Raw genomic sequence first — 21,048 nt, forward strand, 5'->3', positions numbered from 1 at the left:
TGCAGGGGTGTTAACCTTGCTTCGCCTCGGCAAAACATTGAGCGATGATGTCCAGCCCCTGGTGGATTTGCGCATCTTCAATGGTCAGCGGGACAAGGATGCGCAGGACGTTGTAGTAAGGCCCGCAGGAGAGCAGGATCAGTCCTTTATCACGCGCACGCGCGACAATTTCGGCGGTCAGTTTGGCGTCTGGTTTTGCATGGTCGCCATCTTCGAACAGTTCGATAGCAATCATCGCCCCCAGCCCGCGAACGTCCCCAATCTCGCGGTGGGTTTCCGCAATAGCCAGCAGACCTTCACGCAGGGTTTGCCCCAACTCGTTGGCTTTTTGCAGCAGATTTTCCTGCTCGAAAATGTTCAGTACCGCCAGCGCGGCGGCACAGGCAATCGGATTACCAGCATAAGTACCGCCCAGCCCGCCCGGTGGAATAGCGTCCATGACGTCGGCGCGTCCGGTCACGCCCGCCAGCGGGAAACCTCCGGCGATGGATTTTGCGAAGGTGGTGAGATCGGGCGCAACGCCCATCTGCTCCATGGCAAACAGTGTACCGGTACGGCCCGCGCCACTCTGGACTTCGTCAGCAATCAGCATGATGCCGTGCTCATCACAAATGGCGCGCAGCCGTTGCATAAAGGCCGGTGAGGCGGCGTAAAAACCTCCCTCGCCCTGAACAGGTTCAATCACGATGGCGGCAACGTCTTCCGGTGCGGCATCATTTTTGAAGATGCGATGAATGCTGGCGATAGCATCGTCGTCACTGATGCCATGCAGCGGGCACGGGTAAAGCGCGCGATACACATGGCCAGGCATCAGCCCCATTCCGGCAGAGTACGGGTTTACTTTCCCGGTCAGAGACAAAGTGTAATGGGTACGACCGTGGTAAGCGCCGCTAAAGGCGATTGTGCCGGTGCGTTTGGTGGCGGCGCGGGCGATTTTTACCGCGTTTTCCACCGCTTCAGAACCAGTCGTTACCAGCAGAGTTTTCTTGGCAAAATCGCCCGGCACTTTCTTGTTCATGATTTCGCACAGCTCCAGGTAAGGCTCATAGGCCAGCACCTGGAAACAGGTATGGGACAGTTTTTTCAACTGCGCTTCTACCGCAGAGACAATCTGCGGGTGCAGGTGGCCGGTGTTTAGCACTGCGATACCACCGGCAAAATCGAGGAATTCGCGGCCTTCAACGTCCCAGACCCGACAGTTTTCTGCTCGCTCGGCGAAAATAGGGTGGATCTGTCCTACGCCACGGGGAACGGCGTTGCTGCGACGTTGCATGAGTTCTTTGTTGGTGCTCATCAGGTGTTCTCCAGTATTTGTTTTATTAAAGGCCGATGCACATGTATTTGATTTCTAAGTAGTCTTCGATGCCGTATTTTGAACCTTCACGGCCAAGACCGGAGGCTTTGATTCCTCCAAATGGAGCGACTTCGTTGGAGATGATGCCGGTGTTAATGCCGACGATGCCGTATTCCAGCGCTTCGCCAACCCTGAAAACGCGGCTCAAATCACGGGCGTAGAAATAGGCTGCCAGACCAAACTCGGTGTCGTTGGCCTGAGCGATGACATCTGCTTCGTCTTTAAAGCGAAACAGCGGCGCCAGTGGGCCAAACGTCTCTTCTTTGGCTACCTTTGCGTTGTCAGGCACATCCACCAGAATGGTGGGCTGGAAGAAGTTCCCGCCGAGCGAGTGAGGTTTACCGCCCGCGATAATGCGCGCGCCTTTATCCAGGGCATCGGCGATGTGCTCCTGCACCTTGGCGACCGCTTTTTCGTCGATCAGCGGTCCGGTGGTGACGTCAGGTTGCAGACCATCGCCGAGGTGCAGTTTGCTCACAGCCTGCTGAAGTTTTTCGGCAAAACGCTCATACACACCGTCCTGCACGTACAGACGGTTGGCGCAGACGCAGGTCTGCCCGGCGTTACGGAATTTCGAGGCCAGCGCGCCTTCCACGGCTTTGTCGAGATCGGCATCGTCAAAGACGATAAACGGTGCATTGCCGCCCAGTTCCAGCGACACTTTTTTGATGTCTTTGGCGCACTGTTGCATTAACTGACGGCCAATTTCAGTTGAACCGGTAAATGACAGCTTGCGCACCAGCGGGTTGCCGGTCAGCTCGTTACCGACTGCGCTGGCTGAACCGGTCACCACGCTGAAAACGCCTGCCGGGATCCCGGCGCGATTAGCAAGCTCTGCCAGCGCCAGTGCGGAGAATGGCGTCTGGCTGGCGGGTTTGAGCACCATGGTGCAACCTGCCGCCAGCGCCGGACCTGCTTTGCGGGTGATCATCGCCGCCGGGAAGTTCCACGGCGTAATCGCGGCGGTAACGCCGATCGGCTGTTTGATGACGATCAGGCGTTTGTCAGCCTGATGGCCAGGTATCGTATCGCCATAAATGCGTTTGCCCTCTTCGGCAAACCACTCAATAAAGGAGGCGGCGTAGGTAATTTCGCCTTTGGCCTCCGCCAGTGGTTTTCCCTGTTCCAGGGTCATCAGACGGGCGAGATCGGCTTGATGCTCAATCATCAGATTGAACCAGCGGCGCAGAATGTTGGCCCGCTCTTTGGCGGTCAGCGCACGCCAGGCGGGCAGCGCGCGGTTGGCGGCGTTAATCGCTTCGCGGGTTTCATCCGCCCCCATTTTCGGTACGCTACCCAATTGCTGACCGTTGGCGGGGTTGGTCACCGCGAGGGTCTCGCCGCTGTTGGCGTCACGCCAGTTGCCGTCGATCAGTGCCTGCTGGCGAAATAAGGTTGGATCGTTAAGTTGCATAATTGCTTCCTGTCTTCATCGTTTTAGCGGGTGAATGCGGCGTGTAATGTCTCCACGCTACGTGCCGCACGCAGCGTGCGTCCGGGATTACTCTGGTTCTCAAGCAGCGCATGAACTTTACTGACAATATGCGCGCCGATAGGGATTGCTGACGTTGCCGCAGGAGAAGGGGCATTACAGGTATGAATTGAGCGTGGCGTGGTCACAAATAGAAAATCATCGATCAGTTTGCCGTCAGGTGATACCGCCTGTGCCCGCACGCCCGCAGGCCAGGGCTGCAGATCGTGTTGCGTCAGGCTCGGGCAGTACTTTTGCACCAGTCGCAGATAACCGCTTTTGCACAACGAATTCTTCATTTCGCCAAGCCCGGATCGCAGGTTGTTTTGCAGCACGCGGCGAATACCGGAAGAGCCGAAGATCTCCAGCGTATCGCTCAGTGAGAAGTCGCGCTTACGGTAGCCTTCGCGTTTAAACGCCAGCACCGCGTTGGGGCCGACCGTGACGCTGCCGTCGATCATCCGGGTCAGATGCACGCCGAGAAACGGCATCGCCGGATCGGGGATCGGGTAAATCAGATGATTAACTATCTGGTTATGTTCTGATGCCAGACGAAAGTATTCGCCACGGAACGGACAGATGATAAAGCCGGGTTCGACACCGAGCATTTTCACCAGTCGATCCGCCATCAGCCCGGAGCAGCTAATTAGCGTCGCACCTTCATACTCCTGACCCTGACGCGTATGGACGATCACCCCCGCGGCATGCTCTTTCAGCGCGCTGACCTCGGCGTTGTAAACAATCTCACCGCCCTTGGCCTGGAAAATCTTCGCCATCGCGGCGGTCACTTCACGGTAGCTGACGATCCCGCTCGACGGGACGAAAATACCGCCCAGACCGGTGATATTCGGTTCACGCTCGCGAAGCTCTTGTGCATTCAACCATTCACGCTCAAGGCCGTTAGCGGCGGTGCGATCCCATAGCGCACGCATGCGCTCCATTTCCAGAGAGGAGGTGGCAACCAGCATTTTTCCGCAGACGTCGTAGCGGATGCTGTTTTGATCACAAAAGGCTTTGGTGGCGCGATTTCCGGCCAGGCAAAACTGCGCCTTCAGGCTGCCAGGCGTGTAATAGACCCCGGCGTGGATCACACCGCTGTTATGGCCCGTCTGGTGACAGGCCGGGCCGGACTCTTTTTCCAGCAGCGCGATTCTGGCGTCCGGATAGACATCAATCAGTTGCATGGCGGTCGACATGCCGATAATACCGCCGCCAATAATCACAAAATCATACATCCGCTTTTTTCCTTCGCGCTTACTGATGGGTCTGGTAGTGGTTGGTCGCGTAAGCGAAATAACCACGCTGGCGCATCAGTTCGCGGCGCAGGTCAGGATGCGAGGTGAAACGATCGCGACCGTGTAGCCAGAACAGGTTGTTGATCAGCAGGAATTTACCGACTGAAACCGGTACGGAAATAATGCTTTTGCTGGTTTCCAGCGCGTCGGACAGGTCGCTCAGCCAGACGCCTTCTTCATAGTCTTTTGGCTGGACGAACTGGTCGATGTAACGCATTACCGGACGACCCTGCTGGTCAACGTCAAACACCGGATGGAACACTTCCTGGCTCACGTTTTTGCTTGGCGGCGCGGCAAAGCGCATGGGGCGGCGTGCCAGCGGATGGGTAAAGTACTGCTCCAGATGTTCCCAGTCGTCGAGGTGCAGCAGCAGCGAGTTACCGCCGGTCATGTTCTGCTCGTCAATCTTCATCATCAGTACATAGTCTGTTACCTCTTCGAGGTAGGTTCCGTCGTTATGTAGCTCCATAACACGGTGCGGCTGACGCAGATAGCTGTCTGAGTTATCGACATTTTTCACTACAAAACGTGCATAGTATTGCCCACTCATCGCATCAAAATTGGAGCGTCCAATAAGATGCGCAACCGCCGTCGCCAGCTTGACCATCTCTTCTGCCTGCGCCACATCATCCACGCCAACGGCATTGATCAGCAGTGCGCCTTCGGCACGATCGAGCAACGTTTTCAGCAGCAGAGGTTGCAACTGATTGCCGCAAAGGTCATCAAGGATTTTGCCGACTTTGAATCGCAGGAAGGATTTGTATTCCAGTGCCTGTACCGGCCACTGCGCCACGGCTTGCAGAAATTGCTCAGTGGTCTCAGCGGAAAAAGTCAGCTCGAGCAGGCGTGGGGACTGGGCTGATGGTTTCAACGTGAAACCGCTGTAGTGCTGGGCTGGATCTTCTGCGTTAGGTTTTACGGCAGTCAGTGCGTTCATCAAATCGTTCCTCTCAGTAGATTGTCAGGGAGATATGGCGCAGCTCATTTCGTAGCCATAAATTAAAAATATCTACATTTTTGAAAAACGCGCACAGAATGAGCTTCTTTGTTTATTATTTGTGATCAAAAGCAACAATTATTTAACATTGCAAACGGTGTGGATATCACGGGGTGAGGCGGGAAGGCGAGCTATCAGGCGTCATACCAGCAGAGTTTTTGTCTATCTAACTTTTTGGTTATTAATGAATTTTTTGAGTGGTGCCACGTGTTCCACGTGGCCAATTAGTCTTTTTCTTCTTCAGATTTATGGCGACTGCTTTGATTGCTCAGTTGCGCTATTGGCAGAGACCGAATACGACTGTGAATACTCGGCGTAGAAAGGGTAGATGGTAATAATATCGTCGCTAATACTCTGTAACTGACGCAGTTTAACTGAGAAGTAACTTAATGAAGTTTTATTCGCGTTGCAGGCATCTTTGCGTTTCTTCCCGACGACCAGGAAATCTTTTAGTGCTGCAATATTATTCCTGCTGTTGATGCGAGCGATTTTAATTAAAACATTGAAATGTTCTTCGCTGAGGCTTCCATTTGACAAAGAACGATAGCTACGTGGACGGCAGTGTGACTGAGAAGGATGGCGCTGTGACATAAAAGGATCCATGGCTTTGGTTTCAAAAGTTCATTTTTTGCCATAGAAAAATATAAAATTTAATAATTTGTAATAACTCTAATTTAATCTAAAATCCGTAAAAATCAATAATCTAATTTTATATAAATTTATATAAAAAATGATATATATAACGAGTTCACTATTGTGAACCATGAGCGAATGATTAAGTGTTTATCGATCCTGGGCGGCGATGTATAGAGTAGGTTTTCAAGTGTTTTTATGAAATTTTGCGGTGGTGATTATTTTTCTTTGGTTGATGAAACATATTGTTACATTTTAACTTGAGTTATGGATTATTCTTTGTATAGCGATATATTTTATTAAATTTATATAACTTTTATTTGTAATAACGATACGTGCATTTTTATATCACAATTCGTTAACTATTTTATTAACAATTTACTGTGTATTTGTTAGGCTGAATAACAAAAAAAATAGCCACTTTTTTTCCATGTTTACACTTGGTCTTATTTTACTATCATAATACAAAGTTAAATATGGCTGGGATAGATGGATGATTAAATGAAGTATACTTTATCAGCAAAGATATTCATTAGTGCTCTGGCTGTAAGCACAGTTTTTATCGCATGCTTGCTTTCCTGGATTGTCACTTTGTAAATGTGGGGTGAAAAAATGAGCTCTAATGAAGAAATTGATTTATTAGATTTTATAAAGTATGCCTTTAATAAATATCTACTAATATCATTTATCGTGTTTTTCTGTATTGTAATAGGTGGCGTGTTTTGTTACATCAATAACGATAAGGTGACGTTAACACTTGATATTACACCGAAAGTTTACTCACCATTTTTTTACACTTCATGCAACGATGATGTTGAATGCCGTAATGAAATATTCAAAACATTATTGGTGTCCAGAGTTGATAGTCGCTTTAGTGTCAATGAAAATAAAAAAAGTAATACCCTGAATCTGAAAGCCTTGGTTTCCAGGAATGAAGCAAATGAAATTGAGAACTCACTGCTCTCTCTTAACGCCGCACTCAATGCATGGTATGCAGATGATGTCGACAACGTATTGCAGGAGTTAAATGCGCGGCACGCTGATAATAAATCAACAGAGACCCTATCGCGTGCCTATCTAATCGCAGTGGCAACGAAACGTTATTTGGATAAGGGCGATATTGTTATTATATCAGAGCCGGTAGTGGTGGCTCGATACAATACTACTATGGTTCTTTTATTGTCAGCGCTTGTAGGACTTATTTTTTCTTTGTTATTGGTGATGTTAAGCTACCATAACCGTCAAGAAGAAAATAAATGTATAAATTGTCAGTTTAATATTAAGTAAACTGCTCCACTTAACGTAATTACGCCCCTGATGATTTGCATCGATAAGGGGCGTTAAAATACTCATTAACGTATAGAGGAGAGGAACTTAAAATGGAGTAGAATGATTTTCTCAAGTATCTACATTAAAAGCTAGCTATGACATTTTTGAATTCATGAAGATGATTCAATTTTAAATAGTTTAGACCTGCTTTCCTGTGCGCATACAATGTTGGTGGTGTACGTCCAGTCTTTTCTGCAATCTCTTTTATCTCAACACCTATAAATGAGAGCCATAATGCTTCCCATTGATATTTTGTAAGCCCCAATATGCCGTTAGCACAGTGAGGATGACGGGAGCGAAGATAAGTACTTCTTTCAATGGAATCTTTTAAATCCGCAATCGGCGTTCTGATGTCATAGGCCCTCAGTCCGGTCATATCGACAAAACGTCTTTCATTCGCATTTTTTTGATCATATAACACAATGCCTTTCCAGCCGTAGTTGTTGGAAATCTTACGCGTCATATCGAGCATTTTGATTCGTTGTTTAAGGGTACTACCCGTGGTTACTAGCAACATGATGCCGATGCTTGCTGATGGATAGCAAAACGCGGGCGAAAGGTCTGATTCATTTATCCATGTGAAATCCACCAGGTTCTGGATGGCTAACTTCAGATAGCTATTAGCCGATACGCACACGATCTTAATATTATTACTCATTTTATATGAATTAGGTAAGTTAATTAATATTTGCACAATACCAAGGGTACATCTGTACGACGGAGCGACTAATGCGTTGCAATTGCCTGAGTTTAATTGACAGACAACTCTGTGAGATGCCGCTGATAAGACAAGCTTCATTTCGTTTTAATCCATTAACTAAATGAAGTTCGAGTGCGTATATAATCTTTTCACTATATATACTGGATATATCAATAAGCAAATGGAAATGGGTTTTATCTACCATTCCTGGTGTTAGGGTCCCTGGCGCTGGAATAGAAGAGTAATGTTCTGCAAAGCCATCCTTAATGTTCATTTCTTCCTCATGGCGCAAAATGATAACTATTGGCTTGAATGGGCTTTGTTGAATAAATCAGATTTCGGGTAAGTCTCCCCCGTAGCGGGTTGTGTTTTCAGGCAATACGCACGCTTTCAGGCATACCTGCTTTCGTCATTTTGTTCAGCGCTCGTACCAGGGCCATAGCCTCCGCAACCTGACCATCGTAGTCACGCAGCGTCAGTGAACCCCCGAACAGCTGTTTTACCCGGTACATCGCCGTTTCCGCTATCGAGCGACGGTTGTAATCTGTTGTCCATTTCCACCGCGCATTACTCCCGGTCATTCGCTGATTAGCCACTGCACGGTTACGGTCTGCATATTCACCGGGCCAGTAACCCGCACCTTTTCGGGGTGGGATAAGCGCGCTGATTTTCTTACGCCGCAGTTCATCGTGACAGAGCCGGGTGTCGTAAGCGCCGTCTGCCGATGCTGCCCTGATTTTTCTGTGAGTCTGCCGGATAAGACCCGGGAAGGCTTCTGAGTCCGTCACATTGTTCAGCGACAGGTCTGCACAGATGATTTCATGTGTGTTGCTGTCAACTGCCAGATGCAACTTTCGCCATATACGACGGCGTTCCTGGCCATGCTTTTTGACTTTCCACTCGCCTTCACCAAAGACCTTCAGCCCGGTGGAATCAATCACCAGATGCGCGATTTCACCCCGGGTGAACGTTTTGAAACTGACGTTAACCGACTTTGCCCGCCTGCTGACACAGCTGTAATCCGGGCAGCGTAGCGGAACGTTCATCAGAGAAAAAATGGAATCAATAAAGCCCTGCGCAGCGCGCAGGGTCAGCCTGAATACGCGTTTAATGACCAGCACAGTCGTGATGGCAAGGTCAGAATAGCGCTGAGGTCTGCCTCGTGAAGAAGGTGTTGCTGACTCATACCAGGCCTGAATAGCTTCATCATCCAGCCAGAAAGTTATGGAGCCACGGTTGATGAGGGCTTTATTGTAGGTGGGCCAGTTGGTGATTTTGAACTTTTGCTTTGCCACGGAACGGTCTGCGTTGTCGGGAAGATGCGTGATCTGATCCTTCAACTCAGCAAAAGTTCGATTTATTCAACAAAGCCGCTTGAATGGTTCATTGATGAACTCTTCTTTAATAATAGCTTTAACATTGATTTAGTAAATAGCTCACAGTTTTATATTTGGCATTTTTGCGGGTTGATTTAATTCAGGGGTTACAAAAAATCCAATAAAATCAATTGTGAAGATGTTTTTTTGTTAATTATAACATTATGTGTTTTGATGAATTTGGCGATAATGCTCCTGGTATTTATTAAATAATGATAAAGGTTTAATCAATATAATAGAAAATTGATGTTTATTAAATGTTAAATTTATTAAAAATAATATAATTTGAATAAAAATCTAATAATTACCATGTGGACTAAAATGTGCATCGATCTAACATAAGAAATGTGCAATGCATTGCCAGACAACCGTCTGGTGGAAATTAACTCTTTTGTGTGATGAAAGCATAAGTACTTCTGGTAACTGGATGTGTAAGCCATACGAGTATAACTTTTTAAAAATCTCTAAGGCACCTACGTTAATTTTTTTTAGGAGGATTACTTGCTATTATGAAAATTATAATTTTTTTTGTGTGTGGTAACAATATCGACACAAAATAGTGAATTTTATGTCAATAATAAATTTTATACATCTGGCTGATGAGTAATTTAATTTTCTTAGAAAACATACAGTTGTATTATGACTAATAAACTTTATTTGCAAAGGAAAGATAAATAATATAAAAATGCCAGAAATATTCATCACCTGGATAAGTATGAACAAAAAAACGTATAGATTTAGTAATGGGTGGATTATTGGTTTTTATGTTATATTGATCGTCTTGTATTTGGGCGTGGGGTTATGTCTTTCGCAATTTAAAATAAGTGTAAAAAACGTCCCGCAAACAACATACTTAATCGTCATTGTGGGACTGTTGTTTCTCTATGCAATAATGTTTTTGTTTATGCTGTTTCAATATCTATGTCGAAAAGAGTTATCCTATATCTTTATTCTGGGTATAGCATTTATTAGCTGTGATATCTATTTTATTGAAACGATCTATATTGTGCAGGCGCTGATTAATGATAGTGTTTCAATCGAACAGAGAAGCAATGACATTGCTATCTTTTACTACTTTCGGCAATTGAGTTTTATCATTACGCTGTGTATCGGCATTAAAGCGTATAGAAACGATACGATTGTCATTGAGGATAAACAAAAGAAGCCGATACTGGAGATGATAACGGTCATCGTTGTGGTCGCAATAGGTATTCTTGCTCATAATTTATCAAGTTATAATCCCGATGTCGTGATAGATATCACCTGTTTAAAAGACGATCTGGTGACGTTGCATTGGGAATTAAGATACATTTATTCGTTAATTGCAGGTTGGGCCATAGCTTTAGTCTACCTTACATTGAAAACCCGATTGAACAATGCGTTGTGGGTCAGTATCGCTCTGATGTGCTGCTCGGCGATATTAACCAATTTATTACTTATCACTCTTGATGAGTACAGTATGTATATCTGGTACGTCAGTCGCGGACTTGAAATAATAAGCGCATTATGCGTAATCTCAATTTTAATGTTTAATACTTTCCTGCTACTAAAAAGAGAAACGGAATCCTCTATGAGAGATGCACTAACCAAAATTTATAATCGTAAGCTGTTCTATAAAACACTTAACTCTGCCATGCTACGTGGAAATGTTTGTGTGTTGATGCTTGATATTGATAAATTTAAGAGGATTAACGACACTTATGGACATCAGGAGGGAGATAAGGTGATCGTCTCCATCGTTTATATCATTAATAAATCGATTCGTGACTCCGATGTATTTGCTCGGGTGGGGGGAGAGGAGTTTGGCATTTTATTAAAATGCAATGATAAACAGGAGGCTATGGTGGTGGCTGAGCGGATTCGACAAAATGTAGAAAAACTCACGTTACCGCCAAATGTATTTGGTATTAAAGAACAGATGACCATAAGCATCGGGGTTTATTTTAGTTCTCCGAAAGATGAATCGGGTGATAAAGTCGTTTCCTATGCTGATGCTGCACTTTACGCCGCAAAAAATGCAGGCAGAAATAAAGTGATGTATTACTGCGGTCCCCACGAGCTAACGTGTCCGTGCGTACAGCCATAACCAGCAGTATGTTAGCCGGCCAACAACGCCATCGCGTAGTTGGCCGGCAATATTGACTAACCTGCATCTACCTGCGGTTTACTGTTACGTTTACGGATCAGGCGTAGCACCGGCGGGACCACAATAACTACTACCGCCATTACCAACAGCACTTTTGCCACGCCGCTGGCCCACAGAATATCCAAACTCCCGTTACTGATGGACAGCGCCCGGCGCAGGTTCTGCTCCAACATTTCCCCGAGAACGAAGCCTAAAATTAACGGCGACATCGGGAAGTGCATTTTACGCAATATGTAGCCCAGCACGCCTAAGGCAACCATCAGCACCAGATCGAAGGTGGTGCTGTGGACGGCATACACGCCCACGGCTGAAACCGCTGCAATAGCCGGTACTAAAAACCACAGTGGGATGGTCAGCATACGGGTAAACAAACCGATCAGCGGGATGTTCATCACCAGCAGCATCACGTTGGCAATCAGCAGCGCTGCAATCAGCCCCCAGACGATATCCGGCTGCTCGGTAAACATGGCCGGCCCCGGTGTGATGTTGTAAAGCGTTAGCGCGCCCATCATTACCGCCGTGGTGCCGGAACCCGGCACGCCGAGCGTCAGCATCGGAATGAACGAGCCGCAGGCCGAGGCGTTGTTTGCTGCTTCGGGGGCCGCCACTCCGCGTATATCACCTTTACCGAAGCTGTCGCTGTTGCCGCTGAGTTTTTTCTCCGTCATGTAGGTGATAGCACTCGCAATGGTCGCGCCTGCGCCGGGAAGGACCCCGACGAAAAAGCCAATCACCGACGAGCGCAAGGTTGCGCCAGCGCACTGCGCGCCTTCTTTAGCGTTAAATAGCATGCGACCCGTTTTACGCACCAGCGTCTGGCCACTGCTGGTATGTTCCAGCATTAACAATATTTCTGAGACAGAGAACAGCCCAATCACCACCACGATAAACTGCACACCGTCGGAAAGATGGACACTGTCAAAGGTAAAGCGATAAACCCCGGTATTGGCGTCTACGCCGACGGTCGCGAGTCCCAGACCGATGAGCGCTGCCAGAAATGATTTCAGCGGATTTTGCGCCATCATGCTGCCGAGGCATGCAATGGCGAAAACCATTAAGGCAAAGTATTCAGCCGGACCGAAGGCCAGCGACCACTGGGCTAATGCCGGGGCAAACAGAATGATGCCGCCGATAGCGATGAGCGAACCAAAGAAAGAGCTGACCGCAGAGATAGAAAGCGCCACACCACCGCGGCCTTGCTGCGCCATCGGGTAACCATCCAGCGCGGTCATAATCGCCGCCGCATCGCCGGGCACGTTCAGCAAAATCGACGAGATTCGCCCGCCGTATTCACAGCCGATATAGACTGTCGCCAGCAGGATCAGTGCAGACTCAGCAGGCAGGTGCAAAGCGAAGGCCAGAGGCAGGAGGATCGCCACACCGTTGATTGGCCCCAGTCCAGGCAACAGCCCGACAATGGTACCGACAAAACAGCCAATCAGGGCGATGACCAGGTTTTCCGGCGTCATGGCCACCGCGAAACCTTGTGAAAGATAAATCCAGGTATCCATCGTTTCTCCGTTAACCCAGCCAGGCGCCGAGAGGTAAGGTGACGTCAAGCAGGCGGTCAAAGGCATACCACAGCAGAATGCCGAGCACCGCGCCCGAAATACCCGCAGCCGGAATGGTTGCGCCGAACAGCATGCCAATCACTACGGTGAGAATGGCGGTGGTGATGGGAAAACCGAGCCATTCGAAACCCCAGGCGTACATCAACAGCACAATTACCATCGTCAGCAGCTTTTGCAGCACATGACGGCGGGGCCAACTGATAGTGTCGGGATGGCGCAACAGCAGCGCCACGGCACAGACCAGCATCAGACTGATAATGCCAAGCGGAAAGGGACGCGGCCCAACTGGCTCATAGCTATATTCGCTGGTGATTTGCCAGGCCACGAACAGCCCGGCTATACAGAGCAACAGCCAGATACCTGCAAAAATACGATCGCTCATCATCTTTGCCTCTGTGCTTATTTCGCCAGACCGAAGGCTTTCGCCTGCTCACGATAATCCGTGACCTGCTTCTTCACGTACTCGTCGAGCTGCTTCCCGCTCATGTTGAACTCGAACAGGCCACGGAGATCGCGCTGCTTTTTAAACTCATCGGTTTGCTGGAGTTTGTTAAAGGCATCGACCCACCACTGATACTCGGCGTCGCTGACTTTTGGCCCAACGTAGAAACCACGGATGATTGGCCACACGAGGTCATAGCCTTGCTCTTTGGCGGTGGGTACGTTGGCTAACTGGCCCGGCAGACGTTGATCGGAGAACACCGCGAGCACGCGGATTTTGTCGCCGTTGAGATACGGCACCATCTCACTGAGATCGCCGGAAACTACCTGAACGTGATTCCCCATCAGCGCGGTAACCGGTTCGCCGCCGCCTTCAAAGGCGACGTAGCGCATTTTGTGCGGATCGACGTTTGCTTTTTGCGCCAGTAGCGCCGACTTCATCCAGTCCTGACTACCAATAGAAGCTCCCGCGCCAATCACCACGCTGTTGGGATCTTTCTCCATCGCCGTCAGCAGGTCTTTCAGCGTTTTCCACGGTGAGTCCTGGCGTACGGCAATCATGCCGTAGTCAGTGCCTACGCTTGCCAACCAGCGGACATCATCCACGCCGTAGCGACCAAACTTGCCTTGTGACAGGTTCAGCAGCGAGCCGCCGGAGAAGGCAACGACGGTACCCGCTTCGGCAGGACGTTGCGCGACGATAGCGTTATATGCCACAGCTCCCACGCCGCCGGGCATGTAGGTTACGCGCATCGGTTTTTCGATAGCGCCGGTTTCCATCATGCTCACCTGAATCAACTTACAGGTGAGATCAAAACCACCGCCGGGTTTAGCAGGGGCGATACATTCCGTGCGCGATGGCGCTTGTTCCGCCAGAACAGAGGTACTCATCAATAACATGCTTGCAGTAAGGGTACGAAGTAATTGTTTTTTCATTATTTATCCTCACGCCGGATGACCGGATTTCAGGTACGGAAGATTATTTTTGTGATTATGTGAGCCGATGTGTAGCAGTTCGGTTGCATGATTGTTAAAACATTAACCTTTCAATTCCCTTTCAATGCGGCAGAAACTTTACAGGATGTGATATGCGTCTCTTATTAGCGGAGGATAATCGTGAGTTAGCTCACTGGCTGGAGAAAGCGCTGGTGCAAAACGGTTTTGCCGTCGACTGCGTTTTTGATGGCCTGGCGGCCGATCACCTTTTACATAGTGAAACGTACGCGTTGGCGGTGCTGGACATCAATATGCCGGGGTTGGATGGCCTTGAAGTCGTTCAGCGCCTGCGCAAACGCGGGCAGACGCTTCCCGTTCTGCTGCTGACGGCGCGCAGCGCGGTGGCCGATCGGGTGAAAGGATTGAACGTTGGGGCCGATGATTATCTGGCAAAGCCGTTTGAAATCGAGGAACTGGATGCCCGGCTGCGGGCCCTGCTACGGCGCAGTGCGGGGCAGGTACAAGGTATACAGCAATTAGGGGAACTGGCGTTTCACGATGAAGGCTATTTTCTCTTGCAGGGGCAACCGCTGGCACTCACCCCGCGCGAACAGGCATTGCTTACGGTGCTGATGTATCGTCGATTGCGACCGGTTTCGCGTCAGCAGTTATTTGAACAGGTCTTCAGTCTAAGCGATGAGGTCAGCCCTGAAAGCATTGAGCTGTACATCCATCGTCTGCGTAAAAAGCTACAGGGAAGCGATGTGCGTATTGCCACGCTACGCGGCCTGGGCTATGTGCTGGAGCGCAGCGATGAAGTGGGTTAAACCCCAATCGTTGTATCTGCAACTGCTGATGTTTCTGGGCCTGCCGCTCCTGTTGTTGTGGGGGCTGTCGGCATTTAATAGCTATGTCAGCGCGCTACAGGCGGCGACGCAGGCGTATGACCGGACGTTGCTCTCGTCTGCCAGAACTGTCTCCGAGCGGCTGGTAGTACGCAATAAACAGTTGGAAGTGAATGTGCCGTGGGTGGTACTGGACAGCTTTGAACTGAATATGAACGACAGATTGTATTACAAGGTGGTCGATCCAGCGGGGAAGGTTATCTCTGGTTATGACGATTTACCTGCGATGCCGCCAGCAACTTCGCGCACGCGGCTTTATCCGGCGCTGGCGTGGTTTTATCACACTGAATATCGTGGCGAGGCCATTCGCGTAGCGCGCCTGCTGCAGCCCGTCAATGAGGGCGGTATTGTCGGCATGGCTGAGATTTATGTCGCCGAAACGCTGCAATCGCGACGTTATCTGGCGCGGCAGCTGTTGTTTTCATCGTGGGTTTCGCAAGGGCTGCTGGTGCTGCTCACGCTGGTGCTGGTTGGCTGGCTGCTGCGCCGGGTATTACGCCCGATGCGCCAGCTGTCTTCGCTGATGGTGCGTCGTGAGCCGGGGCTGCTGACGCCGCTGCCGGAGCTGTTGCCGTGGTCGGAAACCCGCCTGTTGATCGTGGCATTCAACCGCTATCTGGACCGACTTCGCGGCCTGATCTCTCGCCAGGAGCGCTTCAGTGCGGATGCTTCCCATCAGCTTAAAACGCCGCTGGCAGTGCTGAAAACTCAGGCGGCGGTGGCTCTGGCCAGTCAGCAACCGCAGCAGTGGTATGAGAGTTTACAGGCTATGAGTACCACGCTGGATAACACCATTCAACTGACTGAAAGGCTGTTACAGCTGTCGGCGGTGAAGCGTAAAGAGCAAGGAGAAAGGCACTTTTCACCGGTTAATTTGTATGAGGTAGTGCAAACCAGCTGTTTCACGCGACTGGCGCAGGCGCGCAGTAAAGGGATCGATCTGGGCTATGAAGGGGAACAGGACGCGGTGTGGGTTGAGGGCGATGAAGTCCTGCTCGGGGAACTGTGCGGAAATCTGCTGGATAACGCACTGAAATACACGCCGCCGCATGGCGTAGTGACTGCCCGACTGCGGCGAGAGGGAGAAGCAGTGGTATTGGTGGTTGAAGATAGCGGGCCAGGCATTGATGAACAAATGGTGCATCAGGCGCTGCTCCCGTTTCATCGCCTGGATAACGTCGGCAATGTTCCTGGGGCAGGAATCGGTCTGGCGCTGGTCAATGACATTGCTCGTCTGCACCGCACGCACCCGAAGCTATCACGGAGTGAAGCACTAGGTGGGTTAAGCGTGCGGATGCGTTTTTTATGTCTGGAGCGAGAAGAGCAGGGGCGCCCTGCGCCCGTTATTTAAAGGTCATCGTCGTATTGACTAGCCCGTAATACGGCTGACTTATGGCCGTCGAGTTTCAGAATTGGTGGCGTAATTAACATTGCAAGTTAGCTGGCGTCTCAACGGGATTACCCTTATCCAGCCACGTCTGTACCATATTTGGCTTGTATGTATTATTGTTGACGTCAAACATCGCCACTTTATCATTCTCATTATAAATAATGCGAATTTGCCTCAAGTTAATTGCGCTGTGTGTGGTGCTAACGACGCACAGCAACAGATAAAAGGATACTTTATTCATCAGGTGTACTTTCCAGACTCAGGGAACAGTGCCATCCATAGCATCAACGTCCGTTATTCGCTGCTGCGCCAGTATTCGCGGCAAGCAAAGCGACCAGCATACTGCTGATGAGTAAAGTTTTTTTCATCATAACTCCGTTAAATTTATTATTTACCCAGAAGATTACTTGTCAGAGGCACAAATTCAGCTGGAGTACATCAACGTCAAAAAATGATGTAGGACTTCATTTGAAATGAAACGATTAACGTGCGTAAATCGCTCAGCAAGTCATCCGCTGCGGATGCTATTTATTTGCGATAAGTAAGTAAACTAAATTTTTTGAAATAATTAAGTGGCTTTATGAGGCTTTTGTATATATGCCTTAACAAAGGTGTGTAAAAATTTATTGGAGTAGCTTGCTCTATTCTTAACAAGTTTTTAATGTTGTCATTTATTCTCTTTTGTTTATTTTCATAAACGTGTTGATGAGTGCTGAAAATTCTGGTGTTAAAGGTGTTTGCACGCAGAATGTTGACATTAGTGATATGTAATACATATTTTTAGTATGGGTAATGATAACGTTGCTAATTATTATGCTGTGAATGTATTGCTATGTTCTTTTTATAACGAATATTATTAATATAATTATTGATTATCTCTGTCGTTCACCGGGGCTTTTGCTGCAGGGCGTAACACTGTCAGGGTTGGAAGAAGTGTTACTGCTTGTAAGGTTAACCTGTTGTCAGGTGGCATCACTTGATTCTATCTGCTCATAGCTTATGGGTTGTGATCTGTCAATGGCAATTATGTTGCAATTAGCCATATTTTTATATGATACAATCAAAAATAAACGTCAATAAATGCTTAATTTAATCAATATGTTAAGTTTATGTGGTGCGAAACTCATCACATTGTATTACATTGTTTTTTACATTTACTGACAGTGTGCCATTGCGTTTTTTAGACTTGTGATATAATTAGCAACATTAAATGGAAAAAAATGATTAAAGATCAATAAATAATAGGCTGAGCTATGCTTAAAAACTCGCTAAAGATTAGCAGCCAGGGATATCCAGTCTTTCTAAAACTGGTCGATTTCATTGTTATCAATGCGACGTTAATCTTTAGCGCCCATCTGCTGGGAGTGGAGCCCTTTAACACTATTGCCATCCTGAGCATTCTGTTCTCAGTTTTTTATTTGCTATTTGCTGAATACATCAAAATGTATCAGCAAAAGATTAAAACAATCGGTCTGCGAAACCAAAAACGGTTGGTTGTTTGTACGCTTCTGGCCATTTTTTGTAACGAGCTGGTCACTGTCGCCGTGGCTGAACCTGAATCGCTCGGAGCCTTAGACCGACTGCCTGCGCCTTTTTATTCAGCGATTATTTACTGGTACTTCATTCCATTACCTTTTCTTTATTACATTCGCTTTTTCATTTTTAAATATTCAACGAAAAAGAGTATGCGCGTAGCGATTATTGGTCTGACTGACAATGGTCTGGCCGCAGAAAACGCGTTAATGAACGAATACGCCAACATCACATTAGATTTGTCATTTTATGATGAGCGCGCCTTATCCCGTTGTGGAGATATCGTTGATAAAGTCAAAAGCCCCTTTCGTGGCCCGGTGATTAATCTGGTCGAGGAAGCCAGGCAGGGCAATATCGACGAAATCTATATCGCTTTACCGATGGTGGCCTTGCACCGTATTCGTCATTTCCTGGCGATGATGTCAGACACCACCGTCGATACCTATATTGTCCCGGATTTCTATACCTACAGTAACAACATGTCCAAGTTGCGCTCCATCCACAATCTGCAAACTATCGGTATCTTTAGTTCGCCGTTTGAAGGGGCGGGGTCGTTTATTAAGCGAGCGGAAGATCTGGTGCTGGGCAGCATCATTATGGTGATGATTTCTTCACTGATGTTGGCAATAGCCATTGGTATTAAACTCACTTCCCGCGGGCCGGTATTTTTCAAACAAGATAGGTATGGCCTGAGTGGGCAAAAAATTAAGGTCTGGAAGTTTCGCTCGATGCGTGTGATGGAGAACGCCGATACGGTTATTCAGGCGACAAAAAACGATCCACGTGTAACGAAATTCGGGAGTTTCTTGCGCCGTACCTCGCTTGATGAACTCCCGCAATTTATTAACGTATTGCAGGGAAGTATGTCGATTGTCGGCCCCAGACCCCATGCGGTTACGCATAATGAGCAGTACCGCAAACAGGTCGAAAATTACATGATCCGCCATAAAGTGAAGCCTGGGATCACTGGGCTTGCACAGATCAACGGTTTCCGCGGGGAAATCGATGCGCTTTATAAGATGGAAAAACGGGTTCAGTACGATATTGAGTACATTCAAAACTGGTCGTTATGGCTGGATATCAAAATCATCATTAAAACTATTTTCAAAGGATTTGTCGGTAAGAATGCATACTAAATTGATAGTGATTACCGGAATCGTGATATCGCAGCCCGCATGGGCTGATTTAACCCCGAAATCACACATTGGCTTTGCGGGAATCGACTTCCAGGGCAAGGTCGCTGTGGATTATGGTTATAATGATAACGTTTCTTATCAGCCACATAGCAGCGATGCTATCGGCTCCTCGTTTCAGAGCGCAGCGCCTGTACTGAGTATGATCGGAGAGCGCGGTCAGGATAAGTATTTACTGATGTACTCCGGAGATTATCGTAACTACTCCAGTGATTCCGCTGATAACTATAACGATCATTTTTTCCGTTTTAACGGTGCCTGGCGGTACGGGCTCAAGCATGGTCTAACCCTCAATCTGGAAGATACGCTTGGGCATGAATCCCGTGGCCGCGGTATTACCGAGGGTTTTCTCCCGGGCCAATTCGAGCAGTATGGGATTACATCTCCACTGACGACGAATTTTATCAACAGTGAATTGCGTTACAGTTACGGCGCACCTGATGGGCGTGGGAAAGCTGAACTGGCGTTGTTGTATAAAAAACTCACTTTCGGCAACACGTCTGATGTACGGGACAGCAGTGACGATTTCTACAATTATATTCAGGAACAGGAATGGCACGAAAATAGCCTGGTGGCAGAAATTTTTGACCAGTACACATCCAGGACGCGCTTTCGCTATAGCTTTATTACTAACCAACGTCACTATGATAACAACTCAGAAAAAGACACAAATGAGTATTATTTACTGTATGGCCTGAAATCGCAGTTAACGGGGAAAACCAATGTCGACATGAATATTTCATGGTTGTACAAGACATTTGAAAACAGTGCCAACTCGCAGGATTTTAATGGTCTAAACTGGGACATAAAAGGAGAGTGGAAACCGTTACAACAGTCTGTATTCACCGTCCACTCGGCGCAAAGCATTAAAGACCCATCGGAAGTTGGGGGATATATTTTAGTGACCCAGTATGGTCTTTCTTACCAGCATTTCTGGTTAGGCAACCGTTTTTCTACCTTACTGGATTACTCATTTACCTCGGAAGATTATAAAAAACAGAATAAGGATCGACATGATAAAGATGGAGTATTTAGCGTAACCATGAGCTATGACTACACGCCGTCGGTTAATTTTGAGATTAAATATCAAATAGATACATTGAATTCGAATAAGGATACTGACTCGTTTTATATCGGTCCCAACGACAATCAGGAAGTCATTAGAACGTTGGGTTATGATAATTCTATGATTATGCTTAAAGCTAAGGTTCAGATCTAAAATGAAAATAATAGAACTGTGCGCGGTTTTGCTATTCAGTATCCTGATGGTCGGATGCACAACGTCCAGCCCGAGATTAATGGACGATCCTGCTGCTGTTCAGCAGGATTACCGGCTTGGCGCGGGGGATACTGTCAATATCGCTGTTCATGGCCAACCCGATATGACGATGCGGTTTATTTTGGATAAGAGTGGCGAGATTAATTTCCCATTCGTGGGTGCTCTTAAATTAAACGATAAAACCGTCGATCAGGTGACTAAAGAATTAACTCAGCGTCTGACTGGAGATTATTTTACCACTCCGATGGTGACAGTGAGTATTGCCGAGTTCCGTAAATACTATGTTTCTGGCGAGGTGAAAAGTCCGAATGGATACGCCTATGAGCCAGGTCTTACCGTCGAGAAGTCTATTGCGCAGGCGGGGGGGTTTACAGACCGTGCAGACCGTCAAGATATCAACATTCGCCTGTCGGGTAGCAATCAGCTGCTTGAGAATGTCGATTTAACGCACTCTGTTCATCCTGGGGATGTCGTGATTATTGGCATGGGGTTCTTCTAA

Annotated in this window: 19 protein-coding genes; 7 read left to right on the forward strand and 12 right to left on the reverse strand. The window is 47.8% G+C overall.

The annotated features are described in order from the left end of the window. Positions 1-10 precede the first annotated feature (10 nt). From gabT to NMD08_RS06225, 5 genes are all read right to left on the reverse strand, one after another. Positions 11-1,294 (reverse strand): 4-aminobutyrate--2-oxoglutarate transaminase, encoded by a 1,284-nt coding sequence (gene gabT, locus NMD08_RS06205; protein ID WP_151218164.1) that lies wholly within the window; start codon positions 1,292-1,294, stop codon positions 11-13. A gap of 25 nt (positions 1,295-1,319) precedes the next feature. Then, entirely contained in the window at positions 1,320-2,768 is a 1,449-nt protein-coding gene (gene gabD / locus NMD08_RS06210) for an NADP-dependent succinate-semialdehyde dehydrogenase (protein WP_370619768.1), read from the reverse strand. Positions 2,769-2,791: 23 nt separating this feature from the next. Next, complete coding sequence (gene lhgO / locus NMD08_RS06215; RefSeq protein WP_370619770.1) at positions 2,792-4,060, reverse strand: L-2-hydroxyglutarate oxidase; 1,269 nt, start codon at positions 4,058-4,060, stop codon at positions 2,792-2,794. Between the two features lie 19 nt (positions 4,061-4,079). Continuing rightward, complete coding sequence (gene glaH / locus NMD08_RS06220) at positions 4,080-5,057, reverse strand: glutarate dioxygenase GlaH (protein ID WP_151218162.1); 978 nt, start codon at positions 5,055-5,057, stop codon at positions 4,080-4,082. Between the two features lie 306 nt (positions 5,058-5,363). Beyond that, positions 5,364-5,708, reverse strand: a complete 345-nt coding sequence (locus tag NMD08_RS06225; protein WP_044713312.1) for a PapB/FocB family fimbrial expression transcriptional regulator — start codon at positions 5,706-5,708, stop codon at positions 5,364-5,366. A gap of 654 nt (positions 5,709-6,362) precedes the next feature. Between NMD08_RS06225 and NMD08_RS06230 the strand changes: the two genes are divergently transcribed. Continuing rightward, entirely contained in the window at positions 6,363-7,037 is a 675-nt protein-coding gene (locus NMD08_RS06230) for a hypothetical protein (RefSeq protein WP_151218161.1), read from the forward strand. 124 nt (positions 7,038-7,161) lie between these two features. On the opposite strand, the gene NMD08_RS06235 is transcribed toward NMD08_RS06230, so the two are convergent. The 3 genes from NMD08_RS06235 to NMD08_RS06245 all read right to left on the reverse strand — a co-directional run bounded on the left by NMD08_RS06235 (position 7,162) and on the right by NMD08_RS06245 (position 9,119). Next, the gene (locus tag NMD08_RS06235) at positions 7,162-7,737 is read right to left on the reverse strand and encodes a hypothetical protein (RefSeq protein ID WP_071891779.1); all 576 of its coding nucleotides are present in this window, start codon (positions 7,735-7,737) and stop codon (positions 7,162-7,164) included. Between the two features lie 19 nt (positions 7,738-7,756). Next, positions 7,757-8,053 carry a PapB/FocB family fimbrial expression transcriptional regulator gene (locus tag NMD08_RS06240; RefSeq protein ID WP_071891781.1) on the reverse strand — a complete coding sequence of 99 codons (297 nt, stop codon included), beginning with the start codon at positions 8,051-8,053 and terminating at the stop codon, positions 7,757-7,759. A 97-nt stretch (positions 8,054-8,150) separates the two neighbouring features. After that, positions 8,151-9,119, reverse strand: coding sequence for an IS5-like element IS903B family transposase (locus NMD08_RS06245; RefSeq protein WP_022652343.1), 969 nt, complete (start codon positions 9,117-9,119; stop codon positions 8,151-8,153). A 751-nt stretch (positions 9,120-9,870) separates the two neighbouring features. On the opposite strand from NMD08_RS06245, the gene NMD08_RS06250 reads away from it, so the two are divergent. Then, on the forward strand, positions 9,871-11,241 hold the full coding sequence (locus NMD08_RS06250) for a sensor domain-containing diguanylate cyclase (protein WP_187253083.1): 1,371 nt from the start codon (positions 9,871-9,873) through the stop codon (positions 11,239-11,241). Between the two features lie 56 nt (positions 11,242-11,297). On the opposite strand, the gene NMD08_RS06255 is transcribed toward NMD08_RS06250, so the two are convergent. The 3 genes from NMD08_RS06255 to NMD08_RS06265 are packed head-to-tail and all read right to left on the reverse strand — an operon-like array spanning position 11,298 to position 14,249. Further along, positions 11,298-12,812: a tripartite tricarboxylate transporter permease gene (locus NMD08_RS06255; RefSeq protein ID WP_151224227.1), complete on the reverse strand. Its 1,515-nt coding sequence runs from the start codon at positions 12,810-12,812 to the stop codon at positions 11,298-11,300. Between the two features lie 10 nt (positions 12,813-12,822). Beyond that, positions 12,823-13,257, reverse strand: a complete 435-nt coding sequence (locus NMD08_RS06260; RefSeq protein WP_370619773.1) for a tripartite tricarboxylate transporter TctB family protein — start codon at positions 13,255-13,257, stop codon at positions 12,823-12,825. A gap of 14 nt (positions 13,258-13,271) precedes the next feature. After that, complete coding sequence (locus NMD08_RS06265; RefSeq protein ID WP_151218159.1) at positions 13,272-14,249, reverse strand: tripartite tricarboxylate transporter substrate binding protein; 978 nt, start codon at positions 14,247-14,249, stop codon at positions 13,272-13,274. A 152-nt stretch (positions 14,250-14,401) separates the two neighbouring features. Here NMD08_RS06265 and tctD point away from each other — a divergent pair, with 152 nt between their 5' ends. After that, positions 14,402-15,076, forward strand: coding sequence for a transcriptional regulator TctD (gene tctD, locus NMD08_RS06270; RefSeq protein WP_003826032.1), 675 nt, complete (start codon positions 14,402-14,404; stop codon positions 15,074-15,076). Next, a complete protein-coding gene (locus NMD08_RS06275) occupies positions 15,063-16,505 on the forward strand; it encodes a sensor histidine kinase (protein ID WP_187253082.1) in 1,443 nt (480 codons plus the stop codon). The genes tctD and NMD08_RS06275 overlap by 14 nt, the downstream gene beginning before the upstream one ends. 73 nt (positions 16,506-16,578) lie before the next feature. Here NMD08_RS06275 and NMD08_RS06280 read toward each other — a convergent pair whose 3' ends face one another. Continuing rightward, positions 16,579-16,785: a fimbria/pilus periplasmic chaperone gene (locus NMD08_RS06280; RefSeq protein ID WP_279574292.1), complete on the reverse strand. Its 207-nt coding sequence runs from the start codon at positions 16,783-16,785 to the stop codon at positions 16,579-16,581. A 1,012-nt stretch (positions 16,786-17,797) separates the two neighbouring features. On the opposite strand from NMD08_RS06280, the gene NMD08_RS06285 reads away from it, so the two are divergent. The 3 genes from NMD08_RS06285 to NMD08_RS06295 are packed head-to-tail and all read left to right on the forward strand — an operon-like array spanning position 17,798 to position 21,048. Beyond that, positions 17,798-19,213, forward strand: a complete 1,416-nt coding sequence (locus NMD08_RS06285; protein ID WP_151218158.1) for an undecaprenyl-phosphate glucose phosphotransferase — start codon at positions 17,798-17,800, stop codon at positions 19,211-19,213. After that, positions 19,203-20,489: an outer membrane beta-barrel protein gene (locus tag NMD08_RS06290; RefSeq protein WP_151218157.1), complete on the forward strand. Its 1,287-nt coding sequence runs from the start codon at positions 19,203-19,205 to the stop codon at positions 20,487-20,489. Before NMD08_RS06285 ends, NMD08_RS06290 begins: the two co-directional genes overlap by 11 nt. Position 20,490: 1 nt before the next feature. Next, on the forward strand, positions 20,491-21,048 hold the full coding sequence (locus NMD08_RS06295; protein WP_151218156.1) for a polysaccharide biosynthesis/export family protein: 558 nt from the start codon (positions 20,491-20,493) through the stop codon (positions 21,046-21,048).

This window comes from Citrobacter meridianamericanus (genome assembly GCF_041320245.1).
In the GTDB taxonomy this organism is placed as follows: Bacteria; Pseudomonadota; Gammaproteobacteria; order Enterobacterales; family Enterobacteriaceae; genus Citrobacter; species Citrobacter meridianamericanus.